Raw genomic sequence first — 25301 nt, forward strand, 5'->3', positions numbered from 1 at the left:
TCCTGCCCATGAGTCGCATCGAACGTTTGGCGCAAACCCTGCAGGAGGTGCTCGGCGAGAAGGCGCTCGAGGTGCTCGTCGATCGCGGCGAGGTCACGCTGCGGGTGAGCGCCGCCGACTATCCCGTGGTGGCCGAGCTGCTGCGCGATCATCCCGATCTGGCTTTCGAGCAGCTCATCGACCTCTCCGGTCTGGATTATTCCGGCTACGGCAATCGCCCGTGGCCTGGCCCGCGCTTCGCCGTGGCCGTGCACCTGCTGTCGTTGCAGCACAACGTGCGCCTGCGCCTCAAGACCTTCGCCGAAGACGACGAATTTCCCATGCTCCCTTCGCTGATCGAGGTCTGGCCCAGCGTCGACTGGTACGAGCGCGAGGCGTTCGACCTCTTCGGCATCCTCTTCGAGGGGCACCCCGACTTGCGGCGCATTCTCACCGATTACGGCTTCGTGGGGCATCCGCTGCGCAAGGATTTTCCGGTGAGCGGTCACGTCGAGATGCGCTACGACCCCCATTTGCGCCGTGTGATCTACCAACCCGTCACGATCGAGCCGCGCGTCAACGCGCCGCGCATCGTGCGCGAAGCCCACTACGGGGACGTCGACCATGGCTGAGATCCGCAACTACACGATCAACTTCGGTCCGCAGCACCCCTCGGCCCACGGCGTGCTGCGGCTCATTCTCGAGCTCGACGGCGAGGTGGTCGAACGCGCCGATCCACACATCGGGCTGCTGCACCGCGGCACCGAGAAACTTGCCGAAACGCGCACCTGGGTGCAATCGGTCCCCTACATGGACCGGCTGGACTACGTCTCGATGATGTGCAACGAGCATGCCTACTGCATGGCCATCGAACGGCTGCTCGGCATCGAGGTGCCGATCCGCGCCCAGTACATCCGGGTGATGTTCGACGAGATCACGCGCATCCTCAACCACCTGCTCAACATCGGCACGCACGCGCTCGACATCGGCGCCATGACCATGGTGCTCTACACCTTCCGCGAGCGCGAAGACCTCATGGATGCGTACGAGGCGGTCTCCGGTGCGCGCATGCACGCGGCCTATTACCGGCCGGGCGGCGTCTATCGCGACCTTCCCGACCAGATGCCGAAGTACCAGGTGAGCAAAGTCAAGGACGAGAAGCGGGTACGCGAGCTCAACCGCAACCGCGAGGGGTCGTTGCTCGACTTCCTCGAAGATTTTACCGAGCGCTTCCCCAAGTACCTCGACGATTACCACGAGCTGCTCACCGACAACCGCATCTGGAAGCAGCGCACCGTCGGCATCGGCGTCGTCTCGCCCGAACAGGCGCTCGCCTGGGGCTTCACCGGACCCATGCTGCGCGGCTCCGGCGTGGCCTGGGACCTGCGCAAGAAGCAGCCCTACGAGGTCTACGACCAGCTCGAATTCGACGTTCCCGTGGGCACCAACGGCGACTGCTACGACCGCTACCTGGTGCGCATGGAAGAGATGCGCCAATCGAACCGCATCATCAAGCAGTGCATCGACTGGCTGCGCAAGAACCCGGGCCCGGTGATCACCGACAACCACAAGGTGGCCCCGCCGCCGCGGGCCAAGATGAAGGAAGGGATGGAAGAGCTCATCCACCACTTCAAGCTGATGACCGAGGGCATCCACGTGCCGCCGGGTGAGGTCTATGCTGCGGTCGAGCATCCCAAAGGCGAATTCGGCGTCTATGCCGTCTCCGACGGTGCCAACAAGCCCTACCGCGTCAAGCTGCGCGCGCCGGGTTTCGCGCATCTGTCGGCGATGGACCGCATGGCGCGGGGCCATCTCGTCGCCGACGTGGTGGCGATCATCGGGACCATGGACATCGTCTTCGGCGAAATCGACCGCTGAGACGGGGAGAACGCACGACCATGCTGAGTCAAGAGTCGCTCGCGAGCATCGATCGCGAAATCGCCAAGTATCCCGAGGGCCAGAAGCGTTCGGCAGTGATGGCGGCACTGCGCATCGCGCAGGAAGAGAAGGGGTGGCTCGCCCCGGAGACGATCGAATTCGTCGCCAACTATCTCGAGATCCCGCCGGTAGCCGCCTATGAGGTCGCGAGCTTCTACAACATGTACGATCTCGAACCGGTGGGCAAGCACAAGATCACCGTGTGCACCAACCTGCCGTGCGCCCTCTCGGGCGGAGTCCATGCCGCCGAATACCTCAAGCAGAAGCTCGGCATCGACTTCGGCGAGACCACGCCCGACGGTCTCTTCACGCTCAAGGAAGGCGAGTGCATGGGGGCCTGCGGCGACGCTCCGGTGATGCTCGTCAACAACCACCACATGTGCAGCTGGATGACGAAGGAAAAGATCGACCAGCTCATCGAGCAGCTGAGGGCCAAATGAGCGCGCAAGGACTGATCCTCAAAGGACTCGACGGCGACCGCACCTGGCGGCTAAAAGACTACGAAGCGCGCGGCGGCTACTCGGCCCTGCGTCGGCTCCTGGCGGAGAACGTGCCGCCGGAGCAGGTGATCCAGGAAGTCAAGGCTTCGGGGTTGCGCGGCCGCGGCGGTGCGGGCTTCCCCACCGGCCTGAAGTGGAGCTTCATGCCGCGGCAATTTCCTGGCGAGAAGTACGTCGTATGCAACTCCGACGAGGGCGAGCCGGGCACTTTCAAGGATCGCGACATCCTGCGCTACAACCCGCACGCCGTCATCGAGGGCATGATCATCGCCGGTTATGCCATGGGGTGCCGGCGCGGCTACAACTACATCCACGGTGAAATCTTCGAAGTCTATCTGCGCTTCGAAGAGGCGCTCGAGGAAGCCCGCGCCGCGGGGTACCTCGGCGAGAATATCCTCGGCAGCGATTTCTCCTTCGACCTCTACGCGCATCATGGCTATGGCGCCTACATCTGCGGCGAGGAAACGGCGCTGCTCGAGTCGATCGAAGGCAAGAAGGGGCAGCCGCGCTTCAAGCCGCCTTTCCCGGCGAGTTTCGGCCTCTACGGCAAGCCCACCACCATCAACAACACCGAGACCTTCGCCTCCGTGCCTTTCATCCTGCAGATGGGCGGCGAAGCCTTCCTCAACCTCGGCAAGCCCAACAACGGCGGCACGAAGATCTTCTCCGTGTCCGGTCACGTCAATCGTCCCGGCAACTACGAGGTGCCTCTGGGCACCCCCTTTGCCGAGCTGCTGGAGATGGCCGGCGGCGTGCGCGGGGGGCGCAAGCTCAAGGCGGTGATTCCCGGCGGCTCTTCGGCCCCGGTGCTGCCGGCCGAGATCATGATGCAATGCACGATGGACTACGATTCCATCGCCAAGGCCGGTTCCATGCTCGGTTCGGGCGCGGTGATCGTGATGGACGAGACCACCTGCATGGTCAAGGCCCTGGAGCGCCTCTCCTACTTCTATTTCGAAGAATCCTGCGGGCAATGCACCCCTTGCCGCGAGGGCACCGGCTGGCTCTACCGCGTCGTGCATCGCATCGAGCACGGGCAGGGACGGCCCGAAGATCTCGCGCTGCTCGAATCGGTCACCGGCAACATCATGGGGCGCACCATCTGCGCCCTGGGCGATGCGGCCTCGATGCCGGTGCAGAGCTTCATCAAGCACTTCCGCAGCGAATTCGAATATCACATCGAGCACAAGCAGTGTCTGGTGCCGCCCGAAGTGCAGCGGGCGGGAAGTGAAATCTACGTGGGGCCGTCATGCTAGAACTCGAAATCGACGGGAAGCCGGTCCAGGTCGACGACGGCAGCACCGTGATGGATGCGGCGAAGAAGCTGGGCATCTACATCCCGCACTTCTGCTATCACAAGAAACTGTCGATCGCCGCCAACTGCCGCATGTGCCTGGTGCAGGTGGAAAAGGCGCCCAAGCCGCTGCCGGCCTGCGCCACGCCCGCCACCAACGGCATGAAGGTATATACGCACTCGCCAGCGGCGGTGAAGGCGCAGAAAGGGGTGATGGAGTTCCTCCTCATCAACCACCCCCTCGACTGCCCGATCTGCGACCAGGGCGGTGAGTGCCAGCTGCAGGATCTGGCCGTCGGTTACGGACAAACCGCCTCCCGTTATCAGGAAGAGAAAAGGGTCGTACACGAGAAGGATCTCGGGCCCCTGGTGCAGACCTTCATGACGCGCTGCATCAACTGCACCCGCTGCGTGCGCTTCCTCGACGAGATCGGCGGCTACCAGGAGATGGGGCAGGCGTTCCGCGGTGAGCGGGCCGAGATCATGCCCTTCCTCGGGCGCACGATCGACTCCGAACTCTCGGGCAACATCATCGACCTCTGCCCGGTCGGTGCGCTGACTTCCAAGCCCTTCCTCTACCGCGCGCGTACCTGGGAACTCACCCGGCGCCGCTCGGTGAGCCCGCACGACGGTTTCGGTTCGAACCTGATCGTGCAGTCGCGCCACGACGTGGTCAAGCGCGTGCTGCCGCTCGAAGTGGAAGCCATCAACGAATGCTGGCTCTCCGATCGCGACCGGTTTGCCTATCCCGGGCTCGAAGCGGCCGACCGGCTCACGACCCCGCTCGTCAAACGTGACGGCCAATGGGTCGAAGTCGATTGGGCGACCGCGCTCGAAGTGGCGGTCAATCGCCTCAAGAGCGTCATCGACGAAGAGGGAGCGCAGCAGGCGGCCTTCCTCGCCCATCCCATGGCTACCGTCGAAGAGCTCCATCTGCTCAAGCGTTTGGGTGAGGCGTTGGGCGTGGGTCTGGTCGATGCGCGTCCCGATCGGCTGGATGCCAGAGCCGACGCCGCCCGCGGGGCCGCCGCCTGGCTCGGCATGGATTATGCCGCTATCGCCGAGCTCGATCGCCTCTTCGTGATCGGCTCGACCCTGCACCAGGAACTACCGCTGCTCGCGCATCGCGTGCGCCAGGCGGCCAAACGCAGGCTCAAGGTGGCTGCGCTCGATTTCGTCGCCGACGACTGGCGCCTGCCGGTCGCGCCACGCCTCGTGGTCAAGCCGAGCGAATTCGTGGCGCGGCTCGCATCTATCGTGCGCGCTGTGGCCGAGGAAAAAGGCGTGACCCTGCCTGCCGTGGCTGAGGCGGCCGCGGCGCCGAACGAGGCCGAACGGGCGCTCGCCCAACAGCTGCTCTCGGGAGAGCGCCGGGCGATTTGGCTCGGAGCGCTCGCTCTGGCGCATCCGGATGCGGCGGCGATCGAATCGCTCGCATCCGGGCTCGCCCAGCTCACGGGGGCGACGCTGGGTTGGCTGCCGGCCGGAGCGAATGCCGTCGGGGCGCAGCTCGTGGGGGCGATCGGGGCCGAGACGGCGCTCGCTTCGCTTGAACAGCCGCGCCGGGCCTACCTGCTGCTGCACCTCGAACCGGAAGATTTCGCCAATCAGGCGGCGGCGCGCAACGCCTTCGAGCGCGCGCGCACCGTGGTGGCGCTCACCCCCTACGCCGGCGAGGCGCTGCGCGCCTGTGCCGACGTGCTGCTGCCGGTGGCGCCTTTCACCGAAACATCCGGCACCTTCGTCAATCTTGCCGGCATGGCGCAGTCCTTCACCGCCGTGGTGCGCCCCAAAGGGGAGACCCGGCCGGGGTGGAAGGTGCTGCGCGCCATCGGTGCGATGCTCGGATTCGCCGGCTTCGTCCAGCAGAGCTCGGAAGAGGTGAAGGCCGAGGCCCTGCCCGAAGGCTGGCAGGCGCGGCTCGCGCACAGCGGCGCTTCCGGCTTCCTGGCCGCGACGCGGCCTGCCGGCGAAGGGCTGGAGCGCATCCCGCTCGCACATCCTTACGCGTGTGATCCGATCGTGCGCCGTTCCCCGCCGCTGCAGCAGACGGCCGAGGCGCGGCGTCTGCGTCTGGCGCGGATTCATCCGGATACGGCGCAGGCGCTGAAGGTAGCCGAGGGGGATCAGATCGCCGTGGGTGCCGGGTGTGTGGCCGAGGCGGCGCTGGACGCGAGCGTGCCGCCGGGCGCCGTACTGCTGGCTCTGGATGGGGTGTTCGCCCAGGCGGGAAGGCCGTGGGCGGTGCTGAGCGTGGAGCGTGCATGATGGAATCGACCTGGCAAACCCTCGCCTCTTGGTTCGGCCCGGCCTGGCCGACGGTCTGGGTGCTCTTGAAGATCGTCGTGCTCCTCATCCCCCTCATGCTGGCCGTGGCCTATCTCACTTTCGCCGAGCGCAAGGTCATCGGCTACATGCAGGTGCGCATCGGACCGAACCGCGTCGGTCCCAAGGGGTGGTTGCAGCCGATCGCCGATGCTCTGAAGCTCCTTTTCAAGGAAGTGATCTTCCCCACGCAGGCGAACAAGGCGCTGTACGTGATCGGGCCGATCATGGCACTCACGCCGGCTCTGCTTGCCTGGGTGGCGATTCCCTATGGCGAAGGGATGTGGATCGCGAACATGGATGCCGGCGTGCTCTTCCTGCTCGCGGTCACCTCGCTCGAGGTCTACGGCATCATCATCGCCGGCTGGGCCTCCAACTCCAAGTACCCCTTCCTCGGGGCGATGCGCGCCTCGGCGCAGATGGTCTCCTACGAGGTGGCGATGGGCTTCGCGCTCATCTGCGTGCTGCTCATCGCCGGCAGTCTCAACTTCCAGGACATCGTCCATTCGCAGGCGCAGGGGCGATTCGCGCAGATGGGTCTGGGATTCCTTTCCTGGAACTGGCTGCCGCTCTTGCCGCTCGCGGTGGTGTACTTCATCTCGGGCGTGGCCGAAACGAACCGCGCCCCCTTCGACGTGGTCGAGGGTGAATCCGAGATCGTCGCCGGGCACATGGTGGAGTATTCGGGGATGGCGTTCGCGCTCTTCTTCCTCGCCGAATACGCCAACATGATCCTGGTTTCTTTCCTCACCTCGATCTTCTTCTTCGGCGGCTGGCTCTCCCCCGTGGGATTCCTGCCCGACGGCCTGCACTGGCTGGTCATCAAGGCGGCGGTCTTCCTCTTCCTTTTCCTGTGGTTCCGCGCCACCTTCCCGCGGTTCCGCTACGACCAGATCATGCGCTTGGGTTGGAAGGTCTTCGTGCCGGTCACCTTGATCTGGCTGTTCGTGGTGACGGTGTGGATGTTGTCGCCGCTGTCGATCTGGCGCTGAGGAGAATCATACGATGGGCGCGCACAACCTGATCGGAACCTTGTTCCTGAAAGAGCTCTTCAAGGGGCTCGCCGTGACCGGGCGGCACTTCTTCGCCCGCAAGATCACGGTGCAATATCCCGAAGAGCGCACGCCGCAAAGCCCCCGTTTCCGGGGATTGCACGCGCTGCGCCGCTATCCCAACGGCGAGGAGCGCTGCATCGCCTGCAAGCTGTGCGAGGCGATCTGCCCGGCCATGGCCATCACCATCGAGGCCGAGCCGCGCGCCGACGGGTCGCGCCGCACCACGCGCTACGACATCGACCTGACCAAGTGCATCTTCTGCGGGTTTTGCGAAGAGGCCTGCCCGGTCGATGCCATCGTCGAGACGCGGGTGTTCGAGTACCACGGCGAGCAGCGCGGCGACCTCTATTACACCAAGCAGATGCTGCTGGCGGTGGGCGACAAGTACGAAGCGCAGATCGCCGCCGACCGGGCGGCCGACGCGAAGTATCGTTGAGACGGGAAAAGGACAGGCCATGGAATTCCAAACCGTCGTGTTCTACCTCTTCGGCGCGATCGCGGTGGCCGCGGCCCTGGGCGTGATCCTGGTGCGCAACCCGGTGCATGCCGCGCTCTTTCTGGTGCTCGCCTTCTTCTCCTCGGCGGCGATCTGGCTCTTGCTCGAGGCGGAATTCCTGGCCATCGCGCTCGTGCTCGTCTATGTGGGCGCCGTGATGGTGCTCTTCCTCTTCGTCGTGATGATGCTCGACATCAACATCGACCGACTGCGCGAGGGTTTCTGGTCCAACCTGCCGCTGGGGTTGCTGGTGGCGGCGGTGCTGGTGGTCGAGATGGTGCTGGTGCTCACGGGCGACTTCTTCCGCCAAGCGCCGGCGCCAGTGCCCCTGCCGGCCGATGCGAGCAACACCGCCGACATTGGACGGGTGCTCTATACCGTCTATGCCTATCCGTTCGAAATCGCGGCCATGGTGCTGCTGGTGGCGATGGTCGCCGCGGTGAGCCTGACGCTGCGCAAGCGCAAGGACGCGCGTTATCTCGATCCGGCCGAGCAGGTGAAGGTGAAGGCGGCCGATCGGCTGCGGGTGATCTCCATGCCCGCGGAAAAAGAGTGAGCGGGGAGACATGATGCTGACCTTGTCCCATTTTCTGGTGTTCGGCGCGATCCTGTTCGCGATCAGCGTGGTGGGGATCTTTCTCAACCGCAAGAACCTGATCGTGCTGCTGATGGCCATCGAGCTGATGCTGCTGGCGGTCAATACGAACTTCGTTGCCTTCTCGCGCTATCTCGGCGATATCCACGGCCAGATCTTTGTCTTCTTCATCCTGACGGTGGCGGCGGCCGAGTCCGCCATCGGGCTGGCGATCCTGGTGGTGCTGTTCCGCAACCGCCGCACCATCCACGTCGATGACCTCGACCAACTGAAGGGTTGATCCGATGAGCGCGATGAACGAAATGAAAACGCTCTATCCCTTGGTGCCGCTCGCGCCGCTGGCAGGTTCCATCGTCGCGGGGCTCTTCGGACGCTGGGTGGGTCGCCGCGGGGCGCACACGGTGACCATCCTCGGGGTGCTCGTGGCCTTCCTCGCCTCGGTGGCGATCTATTTCGACGTCAAGGCCGGCAATACCTTCAACGGGCCGCTCTATGTCTGGGGCACGAGCGACGGGCTCTCCTTCCAGGTGGGCTTTCTCATCGATCCCCTCACGGTGATGATGATGCTCGTGGTCACCTTCGTGTCGCTGATGGTGCACATCTACACCATCGGCTACATGGCGGACGATCCGGGCTATACGCGCTTTTTCAGCTATATCTCGCTCTTTACCTTCTCGATGCTGATGCTGGTGATGGCCAACAACTTCCTGCAGCTCTTCTTCGGCTGGGAAGCGGTGGGTCTGGTGTCGTACCTGCTGATCGGTTTCTGGTATACACGCCCCAGCGCCATCTACGCCAACCTCAAGGCTTTCCTCGTCAACCGCGTCGGCGACTTCGGGTTCCTCCTGGGCATCGGGCTGGTGGCGGCCTACGCTGGCTCGCTCGACTATACCGAGGTGTTCGCCAAGGCCGAACATCTGGCGGGGCTCACCGAGACGGTCACCGGCTGGCCGCTGGTGACCGCCATCTGCATCGCGCTCTTCGTCGGCGCCATGGGCAAATCGGCCCAGGTTCCGCTGCACGTGTGGCTGCCGGATTCGATGGAAGGTCCGACGCCGATCTCGGCGCTCATCCACGCCGCGACCATGGTCACGGCCGGCATCTTTATGGTGGCGCGCATGTCGCCGCTCTTCGAGCTCTCCGACACGGCGCTCTCCTTCGTGCTGATCATCGGCGCCACCACGGCGCTCTTCATGGGTTTTCTCGGGATCGTGCAGAATGACATCAAGCGCGTGGTGGCCTATTCGACTCTGTCGCAGCTCGGCTACATGACGGTGGCGCTGGGGGCATCGGCCTATTCGGCGGCGGTGTTCCACCTCATGACGCACGCTTTCTTCAAGGCGCTCCTCTTCCTCGCCGCCGGTTCGGTCATCATCGGCATGCACCACGACCAGGACATGCGCAACATGGGGGGCTTGCGCAAGTACATGCCCATCACCTGGATCACGGCGCTCATCGGCTCGCTCGCCCTCATCGGCACGCCCTTCTTCTCCGGGTTCTATTCCAAGGACATCATCATCGAGGCGGTGGCCGAGGCGAACGTCTTCGGCGCGGGGTACGCCTATTTCTGCGTGCTCGCCGGCGTCTTCGTCACGGCCTTCTACACCTTCCGCATGTACTTCCTCGTCTTCCACGGCAAAGAGCGCTTCGGCAAGGCGCACCATGGGCACGAAGCGCACGGGCACGACGAACACCACGGGCTCGCGCCGGGCGAGAAGCCGCACGAGTCGCCCCCGGTGGTGACGGTGCCGCTGGTGCTGCTCGCCATCCCTTCGGTGGTGATCGGCTACTTCACGATCGAGCCCATGCTCTACGGCGGCTGGTTCGGCGACGCCATCCGCGTGCTCGCCGAGAGACATCCGGCCATGGAGAAGCTCGCCGAGGAGTTCCACGGGCCGCTGGCGATGGCGCTGCACGGCTTTACGGCCGCGCCTTTCTGGCTCGCGCTCGCCGGCGTGGTGCTCGCCTGGTTCTGCTACCTGGTGCGGCCGCAGGTGCCGGAATTCTTCGCCCGCACGTTCCGCCCGATCTACGTGCTGCTGGAGAACAAGTACTACTTTGACCGCTTCAACGAGGTGGTCTTCGCCGGCGGGGCACGGCTGCTCGGGCGCTTCCTGTGGCAGATCGGCGATCGCACCATCATCGACGGGGCGGTGGTCAACGGCTCGGCGGCGATGGTGGGCGAGATCGCCGGTTCGGCGCGCTCGCTGCAGACGGGGCGGCTCTACCATTACGCCTTCGCGATGATCGTCGGCATGGTGGTGCTGCTCTGGTTCATCTACCGCGGGCATTGAGGCGGGATCGATTCCCGGTTTTCACGATACAACGACGACGCGCACACGGAAGAGCGACATGGCGGGAATTCCTTTACTGAGCTTGGCGATCTGGATTCCGATCCTCGGAGGGCTGCTGGTGCTCGCGGTGGGTGGCAACGACCGCAATGCGCCGCTGGCGCGGGTGACGAGCCTCTTCGCGGCGGCGCTCGGCTTTGCGGTGACGCTGCCGCTGTGGTTCGAGTTCGACGCGGCTACCTCGGCGCTGCAGTTCGTCGAGATCCGTGACTGGATCCCGCGCTACGCGGTGCACTACCACCTCGGCGTGGACGGCATCTCGATGCCCTTCGTGCTGCTCAATTCCTTCATCACGCTCATCGTCGTCATCGCCGGCTGGGAGGTGATCCAGGAGCGCGTGGCGCAGTACATGGCCGCCTTCCTCATCATGTCCGGCATCATCAACGGCATCTTCTCGGCGATGGATGCCGTGCTCTTCTACGTCTTTTTCGAGGCTTCGCTCATTCCGCTGTATCTCATCATCGGCATCTGGGGCGGGCCGAACCGGGTCTACGCGGCGATCAAGTTCTTCCTCTACACGCTCGCCGGGTCGCTCCTGATGCTGGTGGCGCTGCTCTATCTCTTCTACGCCTCCAACGGCAGCTTCGAGATCCTCGACTGGCATCGCCTGCCGCTCGACCTGCGCACGCAGCAGCTGCTCTTCCTCGCTTTCCTCGTGGCCTTCGCCGTCAAGGTACCGATGTGGCCGGTGCACACCTGGCTGCCGGATGCGCACGTCGAGGCGCCCACCGGCGGCTCGGTGGTGCTGGCGGCCATCGCGCTGAAACTGGGAGCCTACGGTTTCCTGCGCTTCTCGCTGCCGATCGCACCGGATGCGTCCATGAGCTTTCAGTGGCTGATCGTGACGCTTTCCTTGATCGCGGTGGTCTATATCGGCTTCGTCGCCCTGGTGCAGGAGGACATGAAAAAGCTCGTGGCCTATTCCTCGATCGCGCACATGGGCTTCGTCACGCTGGGCTTTTTCGTCTTCAACCGGCTCGGCGTGGAAGGGGCGATCGTGCAGATGATCTCGCACGGCTTCGTCTCGGGGGCGATGTTCCTGTGCATCGGCGTGCTCTACGACCGGATGCACTCGCGGCGCATCGCCGACTATGGCGGCGTGGTCAACGTCATGCCCAAGTTCGCCGCCTTCTTCCTGCTCTTCGCCATGGCCAACTCGGGGTTGCCGGCCACCAGCGGCTTCGTCGGGGAATTCATGGTGGCGCTCGCCGCGGTGAAGTCCAACTTCTGGATCGGTTTCGTGGCCGCAACCACCCTCATCCTCGGCGCAGCCTACTCGCTGTGGATGTACAAGCGCGTCGTCTTCGGCCCGGTGGCCAACGAGCGCGTGGCGGCGCTCACGGACATCGGAGCGCGCGAATTCTGGATGCTGGCGGTGCTCGCGTTCTTCGTGCTGCTGCTCGGGGTGTATCCGGCGCCGCTCCTGGACGTGATGCACGCCTCCGTCGATGAACTGCTGCGGCACGTGGCCGCCGGCAAACTGCACTGAGTCAAGCCCTCTACGCTGGGACGGGATAGAACATGGAATTCGAACGACCGGACTTCTCCTTGGCGGCTGCCGAGATCTTCGTGGCGGTGATGGCGCTCGTCGTCATGGTGGCGGGGACGTTCCTGCGCCGCATCAGCCGGGAGCTCGGCTATGCGCTGGCGCAGATCACCGTCATCGGCGCCGCCTTCATCACGGTCTTCTCGGTGACCGAGCCGACGGTGCGCTACACCTTCGGTACGATGTACGTCTCGGATTGGCTCGGCCAGGTGCTCAAGCTCTTCATCTACCTGTCGGTGTTCGCCTCGCTCCTCTACGGACGGCTCTACCTCATCGAGCGGCGGCTGGAGAAAGCGGAGTATTACGTGCTGATGCTGCTGTCGATGCTGGGGGCGATGATTCTGGTGTCGGCGAACAACCTGCTCGTGCTCTACCTCGGCCTGGAGATGATGACGCTCGCGCTCTATGCGCTCGTCGCCTTCGACCGCGACAACGGCCTGCGCTCCGAGGCGGCAATCAAGTACTTTGTGCTGGGGGCGATCTCCTCGGGGCTGCTGCTCTACGGCATGTCCATGATCTATGGCGCCACCGGCTCGCTCGACTTGGGCACGGTGGCCCAGGCGGTCTATCTGGGGGCGGGCGACGAGACGGTGCTCAAGTTCGGCGTGGCCTTCCTCGTGGCGGGTATCGCCTTCAAGTTCGGCGTGGTGCCTTTCCACATGTGGGTGCCCGACGTCTATCACGGTGCCGCCACGCCGGTGACGCTGCTCATCGCCTCGGCGCCCAAGCTCGCCGGCTTCGCGCTCGCTCTGCGGCTGCTCGTCGGCGGATTCTTCGGGCTGGCGGAGACCTGGCAGCCGATGCTGATGCTGCTCGCCGTGGCCTCCATCGTGCTCGGCAACCTCGCCGCGATCGCCCAGAACAACATCAAGCGCATGCTCGCCTACTCGGGTATTTCCCACATGGGCTTCGTGCTCTTGGGCCTGCTCGCCGGCGTTACCGACGGCAGTCACCAGCTTGCCTTCAATGCCTACAGCTCGGCGCTCTTCTATGCCGTTTCTTACGCCCTCATGAGCCTGGCGAGCTTCGGCATGGTGCTGTTGCTCGCGCGCACCGGCTTCGAGGCCGAGCACATCGACGATTTCAAAGGGCTCAACCGCCGTAGCCCCTGGTTCGCGGCGATGATGCTCTTCGTCATGTTCTCCATGGCCGGCATCCCCTTCTTTCTCGGCTTCTTCGCCAAGTTCGCCGTGCTCGAGGCAGTGGTTGCCGCTGGGCACACCTGGCTTGCCGTGCTCGCGGTGATCATGTCGGTGATCGGTGCCTATTACTACCTACGGGTGGTCAAGGTGATGTACTTCGACGAGCCGACGGATCGCACGGCCCTCATCGCCTCCAGCGAGACGCGCGTGCTGCTTTCCGCCAACGCCCTGACCCTGGCGGTGGCCGGCCTCATGCCGCAGGGATTGATGTCGGTCTGCGCCTACGCCATCCTCACTTCCTTCTGAGCGAGGACGCTTTCCGTGTCTGTGGCCGACGACCCTCTGCGCGAAGTAACGCAGGCCTCGGATACGGTATGGGAAGGTGTCTTCCTGCGCGTGCTGCGCGACCGCGTGCGCCTGCCCGATGGGCACGAGACGACGCGCGAATACTTGCGCCATCCCGGCGCCGCGGCGATGATCGCGCTCACCGACGCCGGCGAAGTGGTGCTGGAGCGCCAGTTCCGCTACCCCCTGGGATGCAGCATCGTCGAGCTGCCGGCAGGAAAGCTCGACGCGGGCGAACCGCCACTCGATTGTGCCCGCCGCGAGCTGGAGGAAGAAACCGGCTACACGGCCGAGTACTGGGAAACGATCGGGCATTTTCATCCCTGCGTCGGCTATTCCGACGAGGTGATCCACGTCTTTCTCGCCCGCGGACTGCGTGCCGGTCGCCGTTGTCTCGATCACGGCGAATTCCTCGAGGTGCTGCACTGGCCGCTGCCGCGCCTGTGGCAGGCGATCTTTGCCGGTGAGATCACCGACGGCAAGACGCTCTCGGCCTTGTTGCTCGCACTGCCGCGGCTGCGCGCGCTCGGGCTGCCCACGCCATGAGCACGCTCCTCTACGCCCAATCGGGCGGAATGACGGCGGTGATCAACGCGAGCGCCGTGGGCGTGATGCGCGCCTGCGCCGCATCGGGGGTGCCCTTTCTCGCGGCACGGCATGGCATCCTCGGTGTGCTCGAAGAAGATCTCGTCGCGCCCGGCGCGCTCGATGCTTCTGTGCTCGCGCGCATCTCGCGCACGCCGGGCGGGACTTTCGGCTCCTGCCGTTTCGATCTGCCGCCGTTCGACGAAGCGCCGGCCCTGCACGAGCGGCTTTTCGCCGTGCTCGAGGCGCATGAGGTGCGCTGGCTGCTCTACAACGGGGGCAACGGTTCGATGGATACGGTGCGCCAGTTGCACTTGAGCGCGCAGCGCCTGGGGTACCCCCTCACGGTGGTCGGTATTCCCAAGACCATCGACAACGACCTTCTCGGCACCGATTTTTCTCCCGGCTATCCATCGGCGGCGAAGTATCTCGCCACGAGCTATCTCGAAGCGAGCCTCGACCTGGCTTCCCTTTACGTGCGCAAGCCCCGGCTCTTCGTCATGGAGACCATGGGGCGCAACGTCGGCTGGCTCGCCGCCAGCACCTCGATCGTGCAACGCCTCGCTCCCGACGAAGGGCCGCATCTGGTGCTGCTGCCGGAGACGCCTTTTCGCACCGAGACGGTTTTCCCTCGGGTGGAGGAGACGCTCTCCCGCCTTGGTTTTTGCTCCCTCGTCGTCGCCGAAGGGGTGAAAGACGAAGCGGGGCGGCTGCTGTCGATGCGGGGAGTGGAAGCGGGGCGCTACGTCCAGCTCGGCGGGGCAGGGCTGGCGCTCGCGCAGCGGCTCGCGCAGGAATTCGGCGTGAAGTACCACGTCGCCGTGCCCGATTATCTGCAGCGCGCCGCGGCGCATTGGGCAAGCCCCATCGATTACGAGGTCGCCGACCGCTTGGGCGAATTCGCCGTGGAGACGGCGCTTGCAGGGATCTCGGCGGCGATGGTGGCGGTGGAGCGCCAAGGCGAGGCGCCGTACCGATACCGCTGCGTGACGGTGCCGATCGATACCCCGGCCAACCGCGAGCGCGGCTTTCCGCCGCAGTGGATCGATGCCTCAGGCTGTGGCGTCAATGAGGACTTCCAGCGCTGGCTCGCTCCGCTCATCGAGGGGACTTTGCCCACCCCTTGCCGTGGCGGATTGCCGGACGTGCATCTGCCCGCATGGGAGAGCCTGCCGAAGCGCTGCGCACCGTGGTCCGCGCCCTGATCGCCCCTCCCTTGCCTATAATGCTTTGCAGGCGATGCAACAGGAGAGAGGGATGCGTGCCCGGTTGCTGCAAGCCGTTTTCTTCACCGTGGTGCTCACGCTGAGCGCGTGCGCCACGCCGCTCATCCACTCGCCCGTCTTCGAGACCGAATCCCAGCTCCTCGCCGCGCGCGGTTCGCCCACGCGCGTGTGGGAGAACCCCGACGGCACGCGCACGCTGGAATACGCCACTCAACCTTACGGCTGGACCTGCTGGATGTACACGGTAGATCGCGACGGTCGCATCGTCGAGCAGCACGATGCGCTCGCGCCGGAGAATCTGGCGCGTATCAAGCCGGGCATGACCAAGGCCGAAGTCGACCGTCTGCTCGGAGCGCATCGCCGCGAGCACTTCTACTCCCTCTCCGGCGAGGAGGTGTGGGACTGGAACATCAGAAATGAATGGCGCGGCGTGCTCTTCACCCTCTTCAACGTGCATTTCAAAGGGGATGTGGTCGAGCGCACCAGCGTGAGCTACGTCTACAACTGGCTCGATCCGGATGCGATGTAACGCTTTTTCAGGCGCCGTGGCGACGGAATTCGGCCAGCCTCATTCCCGAAGCGTAGAGGGTGCCGAAATAGGCGAGCGCGCAGGCGGCAAGGAGCAGGGCGAGCCGGCCGCTGCGCTCGAGGGCGGGTAGGTGCAGCCAGTCGCCGAGGCCGCGGGCTCCCCACAAGGCCACGATCCCGAGCGCGAGGGTGGCCGCCGTCACCCGCAGCAGGAATCTTCCCCATCCCGCCAGCGGGCGGTACGTGCCGCGCCGCCACAGGCCATGCAGCAGCAGTCCGGCGTTGAGCCAGGCCGCGAGGCTGATCGACAGCGCCAAGCCCGCGTGCGCGAGGGGCAGCACGAAGACGAAGAGCCCGTTCATCGCCTGGGTGGCCACCAGCGAGACGAGGGCGATTTTCACCGGTGTGCGCACGTTCTGCTGGGCGTAGAAGCCGGGGGCGAGGATCTTCACCGCGATCAAGGCCGTCAGGCCCACGCTGTAGGCGACGAGGGCGCGGCAGGTGGCGAGTGCATCCTGTGCGTCGAAGGCGCCATGGAGGAAGAGCGTGCTCACCAGCGGTTCGGCCAGCAGCGCCATGCCCGCGGCCGCCGGCAGGGTGAGGAGCACCGTCAGGCGCAGTCCCCAGTCGAGCAGAGCCTGGTAGTCTTCGCGGCTCGCGCGCGCGTGCGCCCGCGACAGGCTCGGCAGCAGGATGGTCCCCAGCGCCGCACCCAGTAACCCGGAAGGGAATTCCATCAGCCGGTCGGCGTAGTAGAGCCAGGAGACGCTGCCGCTGGGCAGCAGGGAGGCGAACACGGTATTGATGAGGAGCGAGACTTGGGCTACCGACACGCCCAGCACCGCCGGGGCCATGAGCCGCAGCACGCGGCGCACTCCTTCGTCGCGCGGGGCCCAGTCCCAGCGCGGCCAGGTGCCCAGGCGCCGCAGGGCGGGCACGTGCAGCAGCACCTGCGCGAGCCCACCCACGAGCACGGCCCAGGCGAGCGCCGTGACCGGCGGCTCGAAGACCGGCACGCCGGCGAGTGCGAGCACGGTGAAGGTGATGAAGGAGAGGTTGAGCGCCACGGGCGTGGCTGCCGGCAGGGCGAACCGACCCCAGGTGTTGAGGATGGCCGAGGAGAAAGCCACCAGCGCCATGCACAGGATGTAGGGGAAAGTGATGCGCGTCATCGACACGGCGAGCGCGAAGGTCTCGGGGCGGGCAAGGAAACCGGGAGCCGAGACGGCGATGAGCGCGCCGGCACCGACGATGCCCACCAGCGTCACGGCGCTCACTGCGGCCAGGAGCAGGGTGAAGACGCGGTCGATCAGCCGCTGCGTCGCCTGCGCGCCTTCGCGCTCGCGCGTGTGTCCCAGCACCGGCACGAAGGCTTGGGAGAAGGCTCCTTCGGCGAAGAGCCGCCGTAGCAGGTTCGGTAGCCGAAAGGCGACGAAGAACGCGTCGGTGGCAGGGCCGGCGCCGAAGACGGCGGCGATCAGCAGGTCGCGCACGAAGCCGAGGATGCGGGAAGCGAGCGTGAAACCGCTGACGGTGGCCAGCGCGCGCAGCAGGTTCATCGTGTCGGTTGCATCAAAATGGCGAAAAGGCTAGAATTATAGTTTCTTCCAAGTATTTCGGGGTTGAAGGACATGGCCAACACGGCTCAAGCTCGCAAGCGCGCCCGTCAGGCGCTCAAGCGCCGCGCGCACAATCGCAGTCTGCGCTCGCGCCTGCGCACCGCCATCAAATCGGTGCGTCAAGCGCTCGCTACTGGCGACAAACAGCAGGCCCTTGCCGCTTTCCAGGCGTCGCAGGGTGTGATCGATTCGATGGCCGGAAAGGGCATTATCCACAAGAACGCCGCCGCGCGCTACAAGAGCCGGCTGATGGCGCGGATCAAGGCGCTCGGCTGAAGAATCGCCAAAGATCCTTCTTGCCTTGGCGAAGAAAAGGCAGCTCAGGGGCTGCCTTTTTCTTGCCTTGCGTTCTCCGGCTTGCCTTCGTCATCGGAAGGTGGCGTTTCTTCGTCGGGGAAACGCAGCTGGAGGTCGTTGTCCTTGGCGAAGTTGAGCAAGAAGTGGTAGGCGAGGGGTTCGATGTCGTAGAGCCGGGCGTCGACCCGCACGGTTTTGGCGCCATTCTCGTCGGGGCCGGGCTGGACGTAGGGCGAATAGCGCATTTTATGGTCGGAGCCGAACTGCGACATGATGCCGCACAGGCGCTCGGCCCAGTCGCTGGGACGAAAGCGCTTGCCTTCGGAAGTGAGCCCGACGATGACGAAATTGCGCACGGTGGGTTTCATGGGAGGCCCGTCGAGAGTCGATCCGGCGTCACGCGAAAAGTCCAATTATAGCCCAGCCCGCCGTCCGGCCGATGTCGGTGCGGTCGCGATCCGGACGCTTCGGGGAATTTTGATGCGATAATCCTTCGTTCGTTGCGCGGTCGAATCGTTGCCGTGCCCATCGTGGAGGGAATTCGCCTCATGTTCGAAGTCATCCGTCGCAAGCGACGCATCGCCCAGGGTATTCTGCTGCTGCTGATCCTGCCCTTCGCCTTCTTCGGGATCGAGCGTTATTTCTCCGGCGGTCCCAGCCATCAGGAGGCGGCAAAGGTAGGCGATGCGGTCGTGACCACGGCCGAGCTGCGCCAGGCGGTGGAAGAGCGCACGGCGCAGCTGCGCCAACGGTTCGGTGAGAATTTCGACGCGCGCATCGTCCGCGACCCCGCGTTCGTCGAGAGGGTGCTGCGCGAGCTCATCGAGCGCCGTCTCGTACAGGTCGAGGCGGCTCGGCTGGGAGTGGTGGTAACGCCCGAAGCCTTGCAGCGGGCGATCGCCTCTTTCGAGGTGTTCCAGCAGGACGGACAGTTCTCCTATCCGCGCTACGAGGCGGTGCTGCGGGCTCAGGGGCTCACCCCTAAGGCGTTCGAGGCGATGCTCGCCCAGGATCTGGCAGTGCAGCGCCTGGTGGAACCGATCGCGCAGGGGGCCATCGTGCCGCGCGAGCAGACGCTGCAGCTGGTGGCGCAGCAGCTCGAAGAGCGCGAGGTGAGCGTGGCGGTGCGCGCCGCTGCCGACGAAGCCGACCCCGCCGGGTTGACGGAGGAGGCATTGCGCGCCTACTACGAGGCGAACGCGGCGCGTTACGTCGCACCGGCCAAGGTTCGGCTGCAGTACCTCCTCGTCGATGAAGAAGAGATCGGCCGTGGGCTTACGCCGAGCGAGGCGGATCTGCGTGCACTCTACGAGCAGGCACCGGAGCTCTTTCGCGATCCGGCCAGCCAGCAGGTGCGGCCCTTCGAGGAGGTGCGCGAGGCGCTGGCCGATTCCTGGCGCGTGCGTCAGGCTCGGCAGCGCTACGGGGAAGTGCGCGAAGAACTGGGCAACGCCGTGTTCGAGGCGATCGACCGGCTCGACCCCGTGGCCGAGCGTTTTGGCCTAAGAATCCACGAAACTGAACTCGTGCCGCTGGAGGAAGTCGAGATCGCCGGCGTGAAGAGCGACAAGCTCATCGCTGCGCTCAAGGAGGCGCAGGCCCAGGGAGGGCAGAATCTCGAACCGGTCGAACTCGCCCCCGGCAAGCTCGCCGCGGTGCGCGTGGCTGAATACGTGCCGCCGCGGGCTCTTTCTTTCGACGAAGCGCGGGCGCGGGTGATCCAGGACCTGGCGCGGGAAAGAGGCCGTGAGCGGCTGCGGGAACTGGCGCCGCAATGGCTGGAACGCCTGGAAAAGGGTGAGGCAGTGCCCGAGCTCGCGTGGCAGCCCAAGCGTAGTCTGACCCGGGCTTCCAATGCCTTGCCGCCGGAGCTCGTCGACGAGATCTTCAAGGCCACGCCTCCCTGGCCGCGCTATCTCGGCTGGGAAGCGTCCAATGGGGATCGCTGGTTCGTGCGCATCGAGGGCGTGCGCCGACCGCAGCTGCAGGCGGACGACCCGATGGTACAGTTTGCCGGCGAGCGCATCCGCTCGGTGGTGGGCAACGTGGAGTGGCGCGGCTGGCTGAAGACGCTGGAGACGCGTCACCCCGTCGTGATCCGGCGCGAGGCGCTGCAGGAGCTCACCGCGGCGCCCTGACAAACTTCCGCCGGGGCAAGCAAGCCCGGCGGATTCACGTCATTCTTGTTCAGGGTTTCCGAGCGCGGTGGTATTGAAACCCCCGTCGACGTAGAGAATCTCGCCGGTGATGCCGCTCGCCAGATCCGAACACAGGAACGCCGCGGCGTTGCCCACTTCTTCGATCGTGACGTTGCGCCGCAGTGGGGCGTTGTGCTCGTTGAATCGCAGCAGCTTGCCGAAACTGCCAATGCCCGAGGCGGCCACCGTCTTGATCGGTCCAGCCGAGACGGCATTGACGCGCGTGCCTTCGGGGCCGAGGCAGGCGGCCATGTAGCGCACCGCCGCTTCCAGGCTCGCCTTCGCCAGGCCCATGATGTTGTAGTTGGGCATGGTGCGCACGGCGCCGAGGTAGGTGAGGGTGAGGAGCGAGCCATTCCGGCCCTTCATCATCGGCCGGGCGGCCTTGGCGAGCAGGGGAAAGCTTGCCGCGCTCACTTCCTGCGAGATGCGGAAGGCTTCGCGCGTGAATCCATCGAGGAAGTCGCCGTCGAGTGCTTCGGTAGGGGCGTAGGCGATGGAGTGCACCAGGCCGTCGAGCCCGTCCCAGTGCTGGCGCAGCGCCGTGAATAGCCCTTCGATCTGCGCGTCGTCGGTGACGTCGAGCGGAAAGGCGAGCTCGGAGTCGAATTCCGCCGCCATCTTGCGGATGCGCTCTTCGAAGCGTTCGTTCTGGTAGGTAAAGGCGAGCACGGCGCCTTCGCGGTGCATCGCCTTGGCGATGCCGTAGGCGATCGAGCGGTTGCTCATCATTCCGGTGATGAGGATCTTTTTGCCGGCGAGAAAGCCCATCGGGTGTGCTCCATCGTAGTTTTATGGTGTGGCGGCGATTATACGGCAAGCCCGCGTGGGCTTTCGTATCAGCGCTTCTCGCGCATCAAGCGGGCCTTTTCGCGCAACCAGTCGCGCTCTTTTTCGGCCTCGCGCTTGTCGTGCTGCTTCTTGCCCTTGGCAAGCCCGATCGTGGCCTTGATGCGGCCGCGGGAGAAGTGCAGATCGAGCGGCACGAGCGTGTAGCCGGCGCGTTCCACCTGGCCGATGAGCCGGTCGATCTCGCGCCGGTGCAGCAGCAGCTTGCGCGTGCGCGTGGGGTCGGGATGGACGTGGGTCGAGGCGCTCGCAAGGGGTGTGACGTGCATGCCGAGCAGGAAGAGCTCGCCATCCTTGACGATGACGTAGGCTTCCTTGAGGTTCGCCCGGCCAGCGCGGATCGCTTTCACTTCCCAGCCCTGCAGCTCGATGCCAGCCTCGAAGGTTTCTTCGATGAAGTAATCGTGGCGCGCCTTGCGGTTTTCGACGATGCTCATGGACGGCGTTCCGGTGACGTGCTGGGGTAGAATCGTCGATTATAGGTGAGCAGCCGGCGAAAGCACACGATGGCCGAGGTCCATAAGCGCGTCTTGATCGATTCTCCGGCGGCGGCGATGTTCGAGCTCGTCGACCGCTGCGAAGACTATCCGCAATTCCTGCCCTGGTGCGGCGGCGTGACGCTGCACCGGCGCACCGACACGGTGACCGAGGCGACGCTGCGCGTGGATTTTCATGGTATCAAGACCCATTTCACCACGGTCAACGACAAGGAATTCCCCCACCACATGCGCATCCGCCTCAAGGAAGGGCCTTTTCGTCGGCTCGAAGGCGAGTGGCGCTTCGTGCCGCTGGGCGAGGGGGCGTGCCGTGTGGAGTTCGATCTCTACTATGAATTTGCCTCCCGCTTGCTGGAGAAAGTCCTCGGGCCGGTGTTCAACCGCATCGCGGCGACTTTCATCGATGCCTTCGTGCAGCGGGCGCGGACGCTGAAGGGCGAGGGCGGTGGCTGAGCTGCGCGTCGATCTCGTCTATGCGCCGGCCCCGGGGGTGATCGAGCGCGTCCCCCTCATCCTGCCCGCGGGGGCGACGGTGCGCGACGCGGTGGAGCGATCGGGGATCCTCGAGCGCCATCCGGATTTGCGGCCAAGCTGGGAGCGGGCCTGCAGCCTTTTCGGGCGGCTCGTGCCGCCGGAGACGCCGCTTGCCGACGGCGACCGGGTGGAACTCACCCGGCCACTCATCGCCGATCCGAAAGCGGTGCGCCGGCGCCGTGCCCGAACACCCCGCGACAAAAACCCCGAGGAGCGCACGGCTCCCTGAGGCTCTCTCGCCGGTATAATTCCGTTTTGGTCCAAGGACTGTACCATGCGACTGCTGAAGAAAGCCCTCACCTTCGACGACGTCCTCCTCGTTCCCGCCCATTCCGCCATCCTGCCGCGCGACGCGGACCTCTCCACCCGGCTCACGCGCGAGATTCGCCTGAATCTGCCTCTGGTGTCCGCCGCCATGGATACCGTCACCGAGGCGCGCCTGGCGATCGCGCTCGCCCAGGAAGGCGGCATCGGCATCATCCACAAGAACCTCACGCCCAAGCAGCAGGCGGCGGAAGTCGCCAAGGTCAAGCGCTTCGAATCCGGCATCTTGAAGGATCCGGTGACCATCCCGCCGACGATGACCGTGGGCGAGGTGCTGGCCCTCACCCGTCAGCTCGGCGTTTCGGGTCTGCCGGTGGTCGAGCACGGCAAGGTGGTGGGCATCGTCACCAACCGCGACCTGCGCTTCGAAACGCGCTTCGATGTGCCGGTGGCCACCATCATGACGCCGCGCGAGCGGCTCGTCACCGTGCGCGAGGGGGCGACGCTCGAGGAGGCGAAGGCCCTGATGCAGCGTCACCGCCTCGAACGCGTGTTGATCCTCGACGAGCACGACGTGCTCAAAGGGCTCATCACGGTCAAAGACATCCAGAAATCGAGCGAACATCCCCTCGCCACCAAGGACGAACACGGTCGCCTGCGCGTGGGGGCGGCGATCGGCGTGGGCCCCGGGACCGAGGAGCGCGCCGAGTTGCTGGTGGCCGCCGGCGTGGACGTGCTGGTGGTCGATACGGCGCACGGCCATTCGCAAGGGGTGCTCGATCGCGTGCGCTGGGTCAAGCGCACCTATCCGCAGGTGCAGGTGGTGGGCGGCAACATCGCCACCGCCGAGGCGGCGCGGGCGCTGCTCGATGCCGGCGCCGACGGCGTGAAAGTGGGCATCGGCCCGGGCTCGATCTGCACCACGCGCATCGTCGCCGGAGTGGGCGTGCCGCAGATCACCGCCATCGACGACGTGGCCGCGGCGCTGGCTGGCACCGGCGTGCCGCTCATCGCCGACGGCGGCATCCGCTATTCCGGCGACATCGCCAAGGCGCTCGCGGCCGGCGCCGATGCCGTGATGCTGGGCAGTCTCTTCGCCGGGACGGAAGAGGCGCCGGGCGAGACGGTGCTCTACCAGGGGCGTTCCTACAAGGCCTACCGCGGCATGGGCTCGCTCGGAGCGATGCAGCAAGGCGCGGCCGACCGCTATTTCCAGGACGCGAGCGCCAACGTGGAGAAATTGGTGCCCGAGGGCATCGAAGGCCGGGTGCCCTACAAGGGTCCGGTGAGCGCGGTGATCCACCAGCTGGTGGGCGGCGTGCGCTCGGCCATGGGGTATCTGGGCTGCCACACCATTGCCGAGCTGCAGGAAAAGGCGAGGTTCGTCGAGATCACCGCCGCCGGCGTGCGCGAATCGCACGTGCACGACGTGCAGATCACCAAAGAAGCCCCCAACTACCACGTCGATTGATCCCATGACCCAACACGACAAGATCCTGATCCTGGATTTCGGCTCGCAGCTCACCCAGCTCATCGCGCGGCGCGTACGCGAGGCGCAGGTCTACTGCGAGATCCATCCCTTCGACGTGGGCGAGGACTTCATCCGCGCCTTTGCGCCCAAGGGCATCATCCTCTCGGGCGGGCCCAATTCGGCCTACGCGGCGCTCGACTGGCGCGCGCCCGAGGTCGTCTTCCGCCTGGGGGTGCCGGTGCTGGGCATCTGCTACGGCATGCAGACCATGGCCGAGCAGCTGGGCGGCAAGGTGGCCGCGAGCGGAAAGCGCGAATTCGGCTACGCTGAAGTGCGCGTCACTGCCCCAAACCGCCTTTTCGGCCCTTTGCACGACCGGCGCGACGAAGAAGGGCGCGCGGTGCTAGAAGTGTGGATGAGCCACGGCGACAAGGTAGTCGCGCTGCCACCGGGCTTTGCCGTGATCGGCAGCAGCGACGCCACCCCCATCGCCGCCATGGCCGACGAGGCGCGCGGTTTCTATGGCGTGCAGTTCCACCCCGAGGTGACGCACACGCTCAAGGGCAAGGAAATGCTCGAGCGCTTCGTGCACGAGATCTGCGGCTGCGGGCGCGACTGGACCATGCCGGATTTCATCGGCGAGGCCGTCGCCCGCATCCGCGCGCAGGTCGGCGACGAGGAGGTGATCCTGGGGCTCTCCGGCGGGGTCGATTCGTCGGTCGCTGCCGCCCTCATCCACCGCGCCATCGGCGATCGCCTCACCTGCGTCTTCGTCGACAACGGCCTGCTGCGCCTCGACGAGGCCGAGCAGGTGATGGCGACTTTCGCCCGCAACCTGGGCGTGAAGGTGATCCACGTCGACGCGAGCGAGCGTTTTCTTTCGGCGCTCGCCGGCGTGGCCGATCCGGAGCAGAAGCGGCGCATCATCGGGCGCGTCTTCGTCGAAGTCTTTCAGGAAGAGGCGGCGAAGCTACCGCGGGCGCGTTGGCTCGCCCAGGGAACCATCTACCCCGACGTGATCGAATCGGCCGGCGGCAAGACCAAGAAGGCGGCGAGCATCAAGAGCCACCACAACGTGGGGGGACTGCCCGAGACGCTGAACCTGAAGCTTCTCGAACCGCTGCGCGAGCTCTTCAAGGACGAGGTGCGGGAACTGGGCATCGCCCTGGGGCTGCCGCACGACATGGTCTATCGCCACCCTTTCCCCGGACCAGGGCTGGGAGTGCGCATTCTTGGGGAAGTGAAGCGCGAATACGCCGATATCCTGCGCCGCGCCGACGCCATCTTCATCGACGAGCTGCGCCGCGCCGACTGGTACGACAAGGTGAGCCAGGCGTTTGCCGTATTCCTGCCGGTGCGCAGCGTCGGCGTGATGGGGGACGCCCGCACCTACGAATACGTGATCGCCCTGCGCGCGGTGCAGACGCAGGATTTCATGACGGCGCACTGGGCGGAGCTGCCGCACGCGCTCTTGGCCCAGGTGTCGCACCGCATCATCAACGAGGTGGCCGGCATCAACCGCGTGGTATACGATATTTCCGGCAAGCCACCGGCGACGATCGAGTGGGAGTGAGTAGATGTCTGGAAGCAACCAGAGAGAACAGGCAACAAGTTCTCGGTAAGTCATTGTTAGGGATAAAAAAACAGAAATTTTTCTAGCAAGGTCT

25 protein-coding genes are annotated in these 25301 nt (G+C 65.4%); 21 read left to right on the plus strand and 4 right to left on the minus strand.

Going from position 1 to position 25301, the window contains the following annotated elements:
* Positions 1-8 precede the first annotated feature (8 nt).
* Genes ASC37_RS06080 through ASC37_RS06150 form a run of 15 tightly spaced genes read left to right on the plus strand, consistent with a single transcriptional unit; the run spans position 9 to position 15906 of the window.
* Entirely contained in the window at positions 9-611 is a 603-nt protein-coding gene (locus tag ASC37_RS06080; RefSeq protein WP_055423520.1) for an NADH-quinone oxidoreductase subunit C, read from the plus strand.
* Positions 604-1857 (plus strand): NADH-quinone oxidoreductase subunit D, encoded by a 1254-nt coding sequence (locus ASC37_RS06085; protein WP_055423521.1) that lies wholly within the window; start codon positions 604-606, stop codon positions 1855-1857. Before ASC37_RS06080 ends, ASC37_RS06085 begins: the two co-directional genes overlap by 8 nt.
* 20 nt (positions 1858-1877) lie before the next feature.
* A complete protein-coding gene (gene nuoE, locus ASC37_RS06090) occupies positions 1878-2357 on the plus strand; it encodes an NADH-quinone oxidoreductase subunit NuoE (protein WP_055423522.1) in 480 nt (159 codons plus the stop codon).
* Complete coding sequence (gene nuoF / locus ASC37_RS06095) at positions 2354-3673, plus strand: NADH-quinone oxidoreductase subunit NuoF (protein ID WP_176697462.1); 1320 nt, start codon at positions 2354-2356, stop codon at positions 3671-3673. The genes nuoE and nuoF overlap by 4 nt, the downstream gene beginning before the upstream one ends.
* A complete protein-coding gene (nuoG, locus tag ASC37_RS06100) occupies positions 3667-5979 on the plus strand; it encodes an NADH-quinone oxidoreductase subunit NuoG (protein WP_055423523.1) in 2313 nt (770 codons plus the stop codon). Before nuoF ends, nuoG begins: the two co-directional genes overlap by 7 nt.
* Positions 5976-7028 (plus strand): NADH-quinone oxidoreductase subunit NuoH, encoded by a 1053-nt coding sequence (nuoH, locus tag ASC37_RS06105; protein ID WP_198289026.1) that lies wholly within the window; start codon positions 5976-5978, stop codon positions 7026-7028. Before nuoG ends, nuoH begins: the two co-directional genes overlap by 4 nt.
* A gap of 13 nt (positions 7029-7041) precedes the next feature.
* Entirely contained in the window at positions 7042-7527 is a 486-nt protein-coding gene (gene nuoI / locus ASC37_RS06110; protein ID WP_028874905.1) for an NADH-quinone oxidoreductase subunit NuoI, read from the plus strand.
* Between the two features lie 19 nt (positions 7528-7546).
* Positions 7547-8143 carry an NADH-quinone oxidoreductase subunit J gene (locus ASC37_RS06115; protein ID WP_055423525.1) on the plus strand — a complete coding sequence of 199 codons (597 nt, stop codon included), beginning with the start codon at positions 7547-7549 and terminating at the stop codon, positions 8141-8143.
* A gap of 13 nt (positions 8144-8156) precedes the next feature.
* On the plus strand, positions 8157-8462 hold the full coding sequence (nuoK, locus tag ASC37_RS06120) for an NADH-quinone oxidoreductase subunit NuoK (protein WP_055423550.1): 306 nt from the start codon (positions 8157-8159) through the stop codon (positions 8460-8462).
* A gap of 13 nt (positions 8463-8475) precedes the next feature.
* The gene (gene nuoL / locus ASC37_RS06125) at positions 8476-10476 is read left to right on the plus strand and encodes an NADH-quinone oxidoreductase subunit L (RefSeq protein ID WP_055423526.1); all 2001 of its coding nucleotides are present in this window, start codon (positions 8476-8478) and stop codon (positions 10474-10476) included.
* A gap of 58 nt (positions 10477-10534) precedes the next feature.
* Positions 10535-12022 (plus strand): NADH-quinone oxidoreductase subunit M, encoded by a 1488-nt coding sequence (locus ASC37_RS06130; protein WP_055423527.1) that lies wholly within the window; start codon positions 10535-10537, stop codon positions 12020-12022.
* Positions 12023-12054: 32 nt separating this feature from the next.
* Positions 12055-13527, plus strand: a complete 1473-nt coding sequence (gene nuoN, locus ASC37_RS06135) for an NADH-quinone oxidoreductase subunit NuoN (RefSeq protein WP_055423528.1) — start codon at positions 12055-12057, stop codon at positions 13525-13527.
* A gap of 15 nt (positions 13528-13542) precedes the next feature.
* A complete protein-coding gene (locus ASC37_RS06140) occupies positions 13543-14112 on the plus strand; it encodes an NUDIX domain-containing protein (RefSeq protein WP_198289028.1) in 570 nt (189 codons plus the stop codon).
* Positions 14109-15356: a 6-phosphofructokinase gene (locus ASC37_RS06145; protein ID WP_055423530.1), complete on the plus strand. Its 1248-nt coding sequence runs from the start codon at positions 14109-14111 to the stop codon at positions 15354-15356. The genes ASC37_RS06140 and ASC37_RS06145 overlap by 4 nt, the downstream gene beginning before the upstream one ends.
* A 52-nt stretch (positions 15357-15408) precedes the next feature.
* Positions 15409-15906, plus strand: a complete 498-nt coding sequence (locus ASC37_RS06150) for a hypothetical protein (RefSeq protein WP_055423531.1) — start codon at positions 15409-15411, stop codon at positions 15904-15906.
* A gap of 7 nt (positions 15907-15913) precedes the next feature.
* On the opposite strand, the gene murJ is transcribed toward ASC37_RS06150, so the two are convergent.
* Positions 15914-17464: a murein biosynthesis integral membrane protein MurJ gene (gene murJ / locus ASC37_RS06155; RefSeq protein WP_055423532.1), complete on the minus strand. Its 1551-nt coding sequence runs from the start codon at positions 17462-17464 to the stop codon at positions 15914-15916.
* A 72-nt stretch (positions 17465-17536) separates the two neighbouring features.
* Between murJ and rpsT the strand changes: the two genes are divergently transcribed.
* On the plus strand, positions 17537-17800 hold the full coding sequence (gene rpsT / locus ASC37_RS06160; protein ID WP_055423533.1) for a 30S ribosomal protein S20: 264 nt from the start codon (positions 17537-17539) through the stop codon (positions 17798-17800).
* Between the two features lie 44 nt (positions 17801-17844).
* Here the strand turns inward: rpsT and ASC37_RS06165 are convergent, their stop codons facing one another.
* A complete protein-coding gene (locus tag ASC37_RS06165; protein WP_055423534.1) occupies positions 17845-18189 on the minus strand; it encodes a DUF3579 domain-containing protein in 345 nt (114 codons plus the stop codon).
* A 180-nt stretch (positions 18190-18369) separates the two neighbouring features.
* Here ASC37_RS06165 and ASC37_RS06170 point away from each other — a divergent pair, with 180 nt between their 5' ends.
* Positions 18370-19959, plus strand: a complete 1590-nt coding sequence (locus ASC37_RS06170) for a peptidylprolyl isomerase (RefSeq protein WP_055423535.1) — start codon at positions 18370-18372, stop codon at positions 19957-19959.
* A 39-nt stretch (positions 19960-19998) separates the two neighbouring features.
* Here ASC37_RS06170 and ASC37_RS06175 read toward each other — a convergent pair whose 3' ends face one another.
* Both ASC37_RS06175 and smpB read right to left on the minus strand, forming a co-directional pair.
* The gene (locus tag ASC37_RS06175; protein ID WP_055423536.1) at positions 19999-20790 is read right to left on the minus strand and encodes an enoyl-ACP reductase FabI; all 792 of its coding nucleotides are present in this window, start codon (positions 20788-20790) and stop codon (positions 19999-20001) included.
* A 68-nt stretch (positions 20791-20858) separates the two neighbouring features.
* On the minus strand, positions 20859-21305 hold the full coding sequence (gene smpB / locus ASC37_RS06180) for an SsrA-binding protein SmpB (protein ID WP_028874893.1): 447 nt from the start codon (positions 21303-21305) through the stop codon (positions 20859-20861).
* Positions 21306-21374: 69 nt separating this feature from the next.
* On the opposite strand from smpB, the gene ASC37_RS06185 reads away from it, so the two are divergent.
* Genes ASC37_RS06185 through guaA form a run of 4 tightly spaced genes read left to right on the plus strand, consistent with a single transcriptional unit; the run spans position 21375 to position 25207 of the window.
* Positions 21375-21818 carry a type II toxin-antitoxin system RatA family toxin gene (locus ASC37_RS06185; protein ID WP_055423537.1) on the plus strand — a complete coding sequence of 148 codons (444 nt, stop codon included), beginning with the start codon at positions 21375-21377 and terminating at the stop codon, positions 21816-21818.
* A gap of 1 nt (position 21819) precedes the next feature.
* On the plus strand, positions 21820-22128 hold the full coding sequence (locus ASC37_RS06190; protein WP_408646103.1) for an RnfH family protein: 309 nt from the start codon (positions 21820-21822) through the stop codon (positions 22126-22128).
* A 45-nt stretch (positions 22129-22173) separates the two neighbouring features.
* Positions 22174-23634 (plus strand): IMP dehydrogenase, encoded by a 1461-nt coding sequence (gene guaB, locus ASC37_RS06195; RefSeq protein ID WP_055423539.1) that lies wholly within the window; start codon positions 22174-22176, stop codon positions 23632-23634.
* A 4-nt stretch (positions 23635-23638) separates the two neighbouring features.
* Positions 23639-25207: a glutamine-hydrolyzing GMP synthase gene (gene guaA, locus ASC37_RS06200; protein WP_055423540.1), complete on the plus strand. Its 1569-nt coding sequence runs from the start codon at positions 23639-23641 to the stop codon at positions 25205-25207.
* Positions 25208-25301 lie beyond the last annotated feature (94 nt).

This window comes from Tepidiphilus thermophilus (genome assembly GCF_001418245.1).
GTDB classification, from domain to species: Bacteria; Pseudomonadota; Gammaproteobacteria; order Burkholderiales; family Rhodocyclaceae; genus Tepidiphilus; species Tepidiphilus succinatimandens.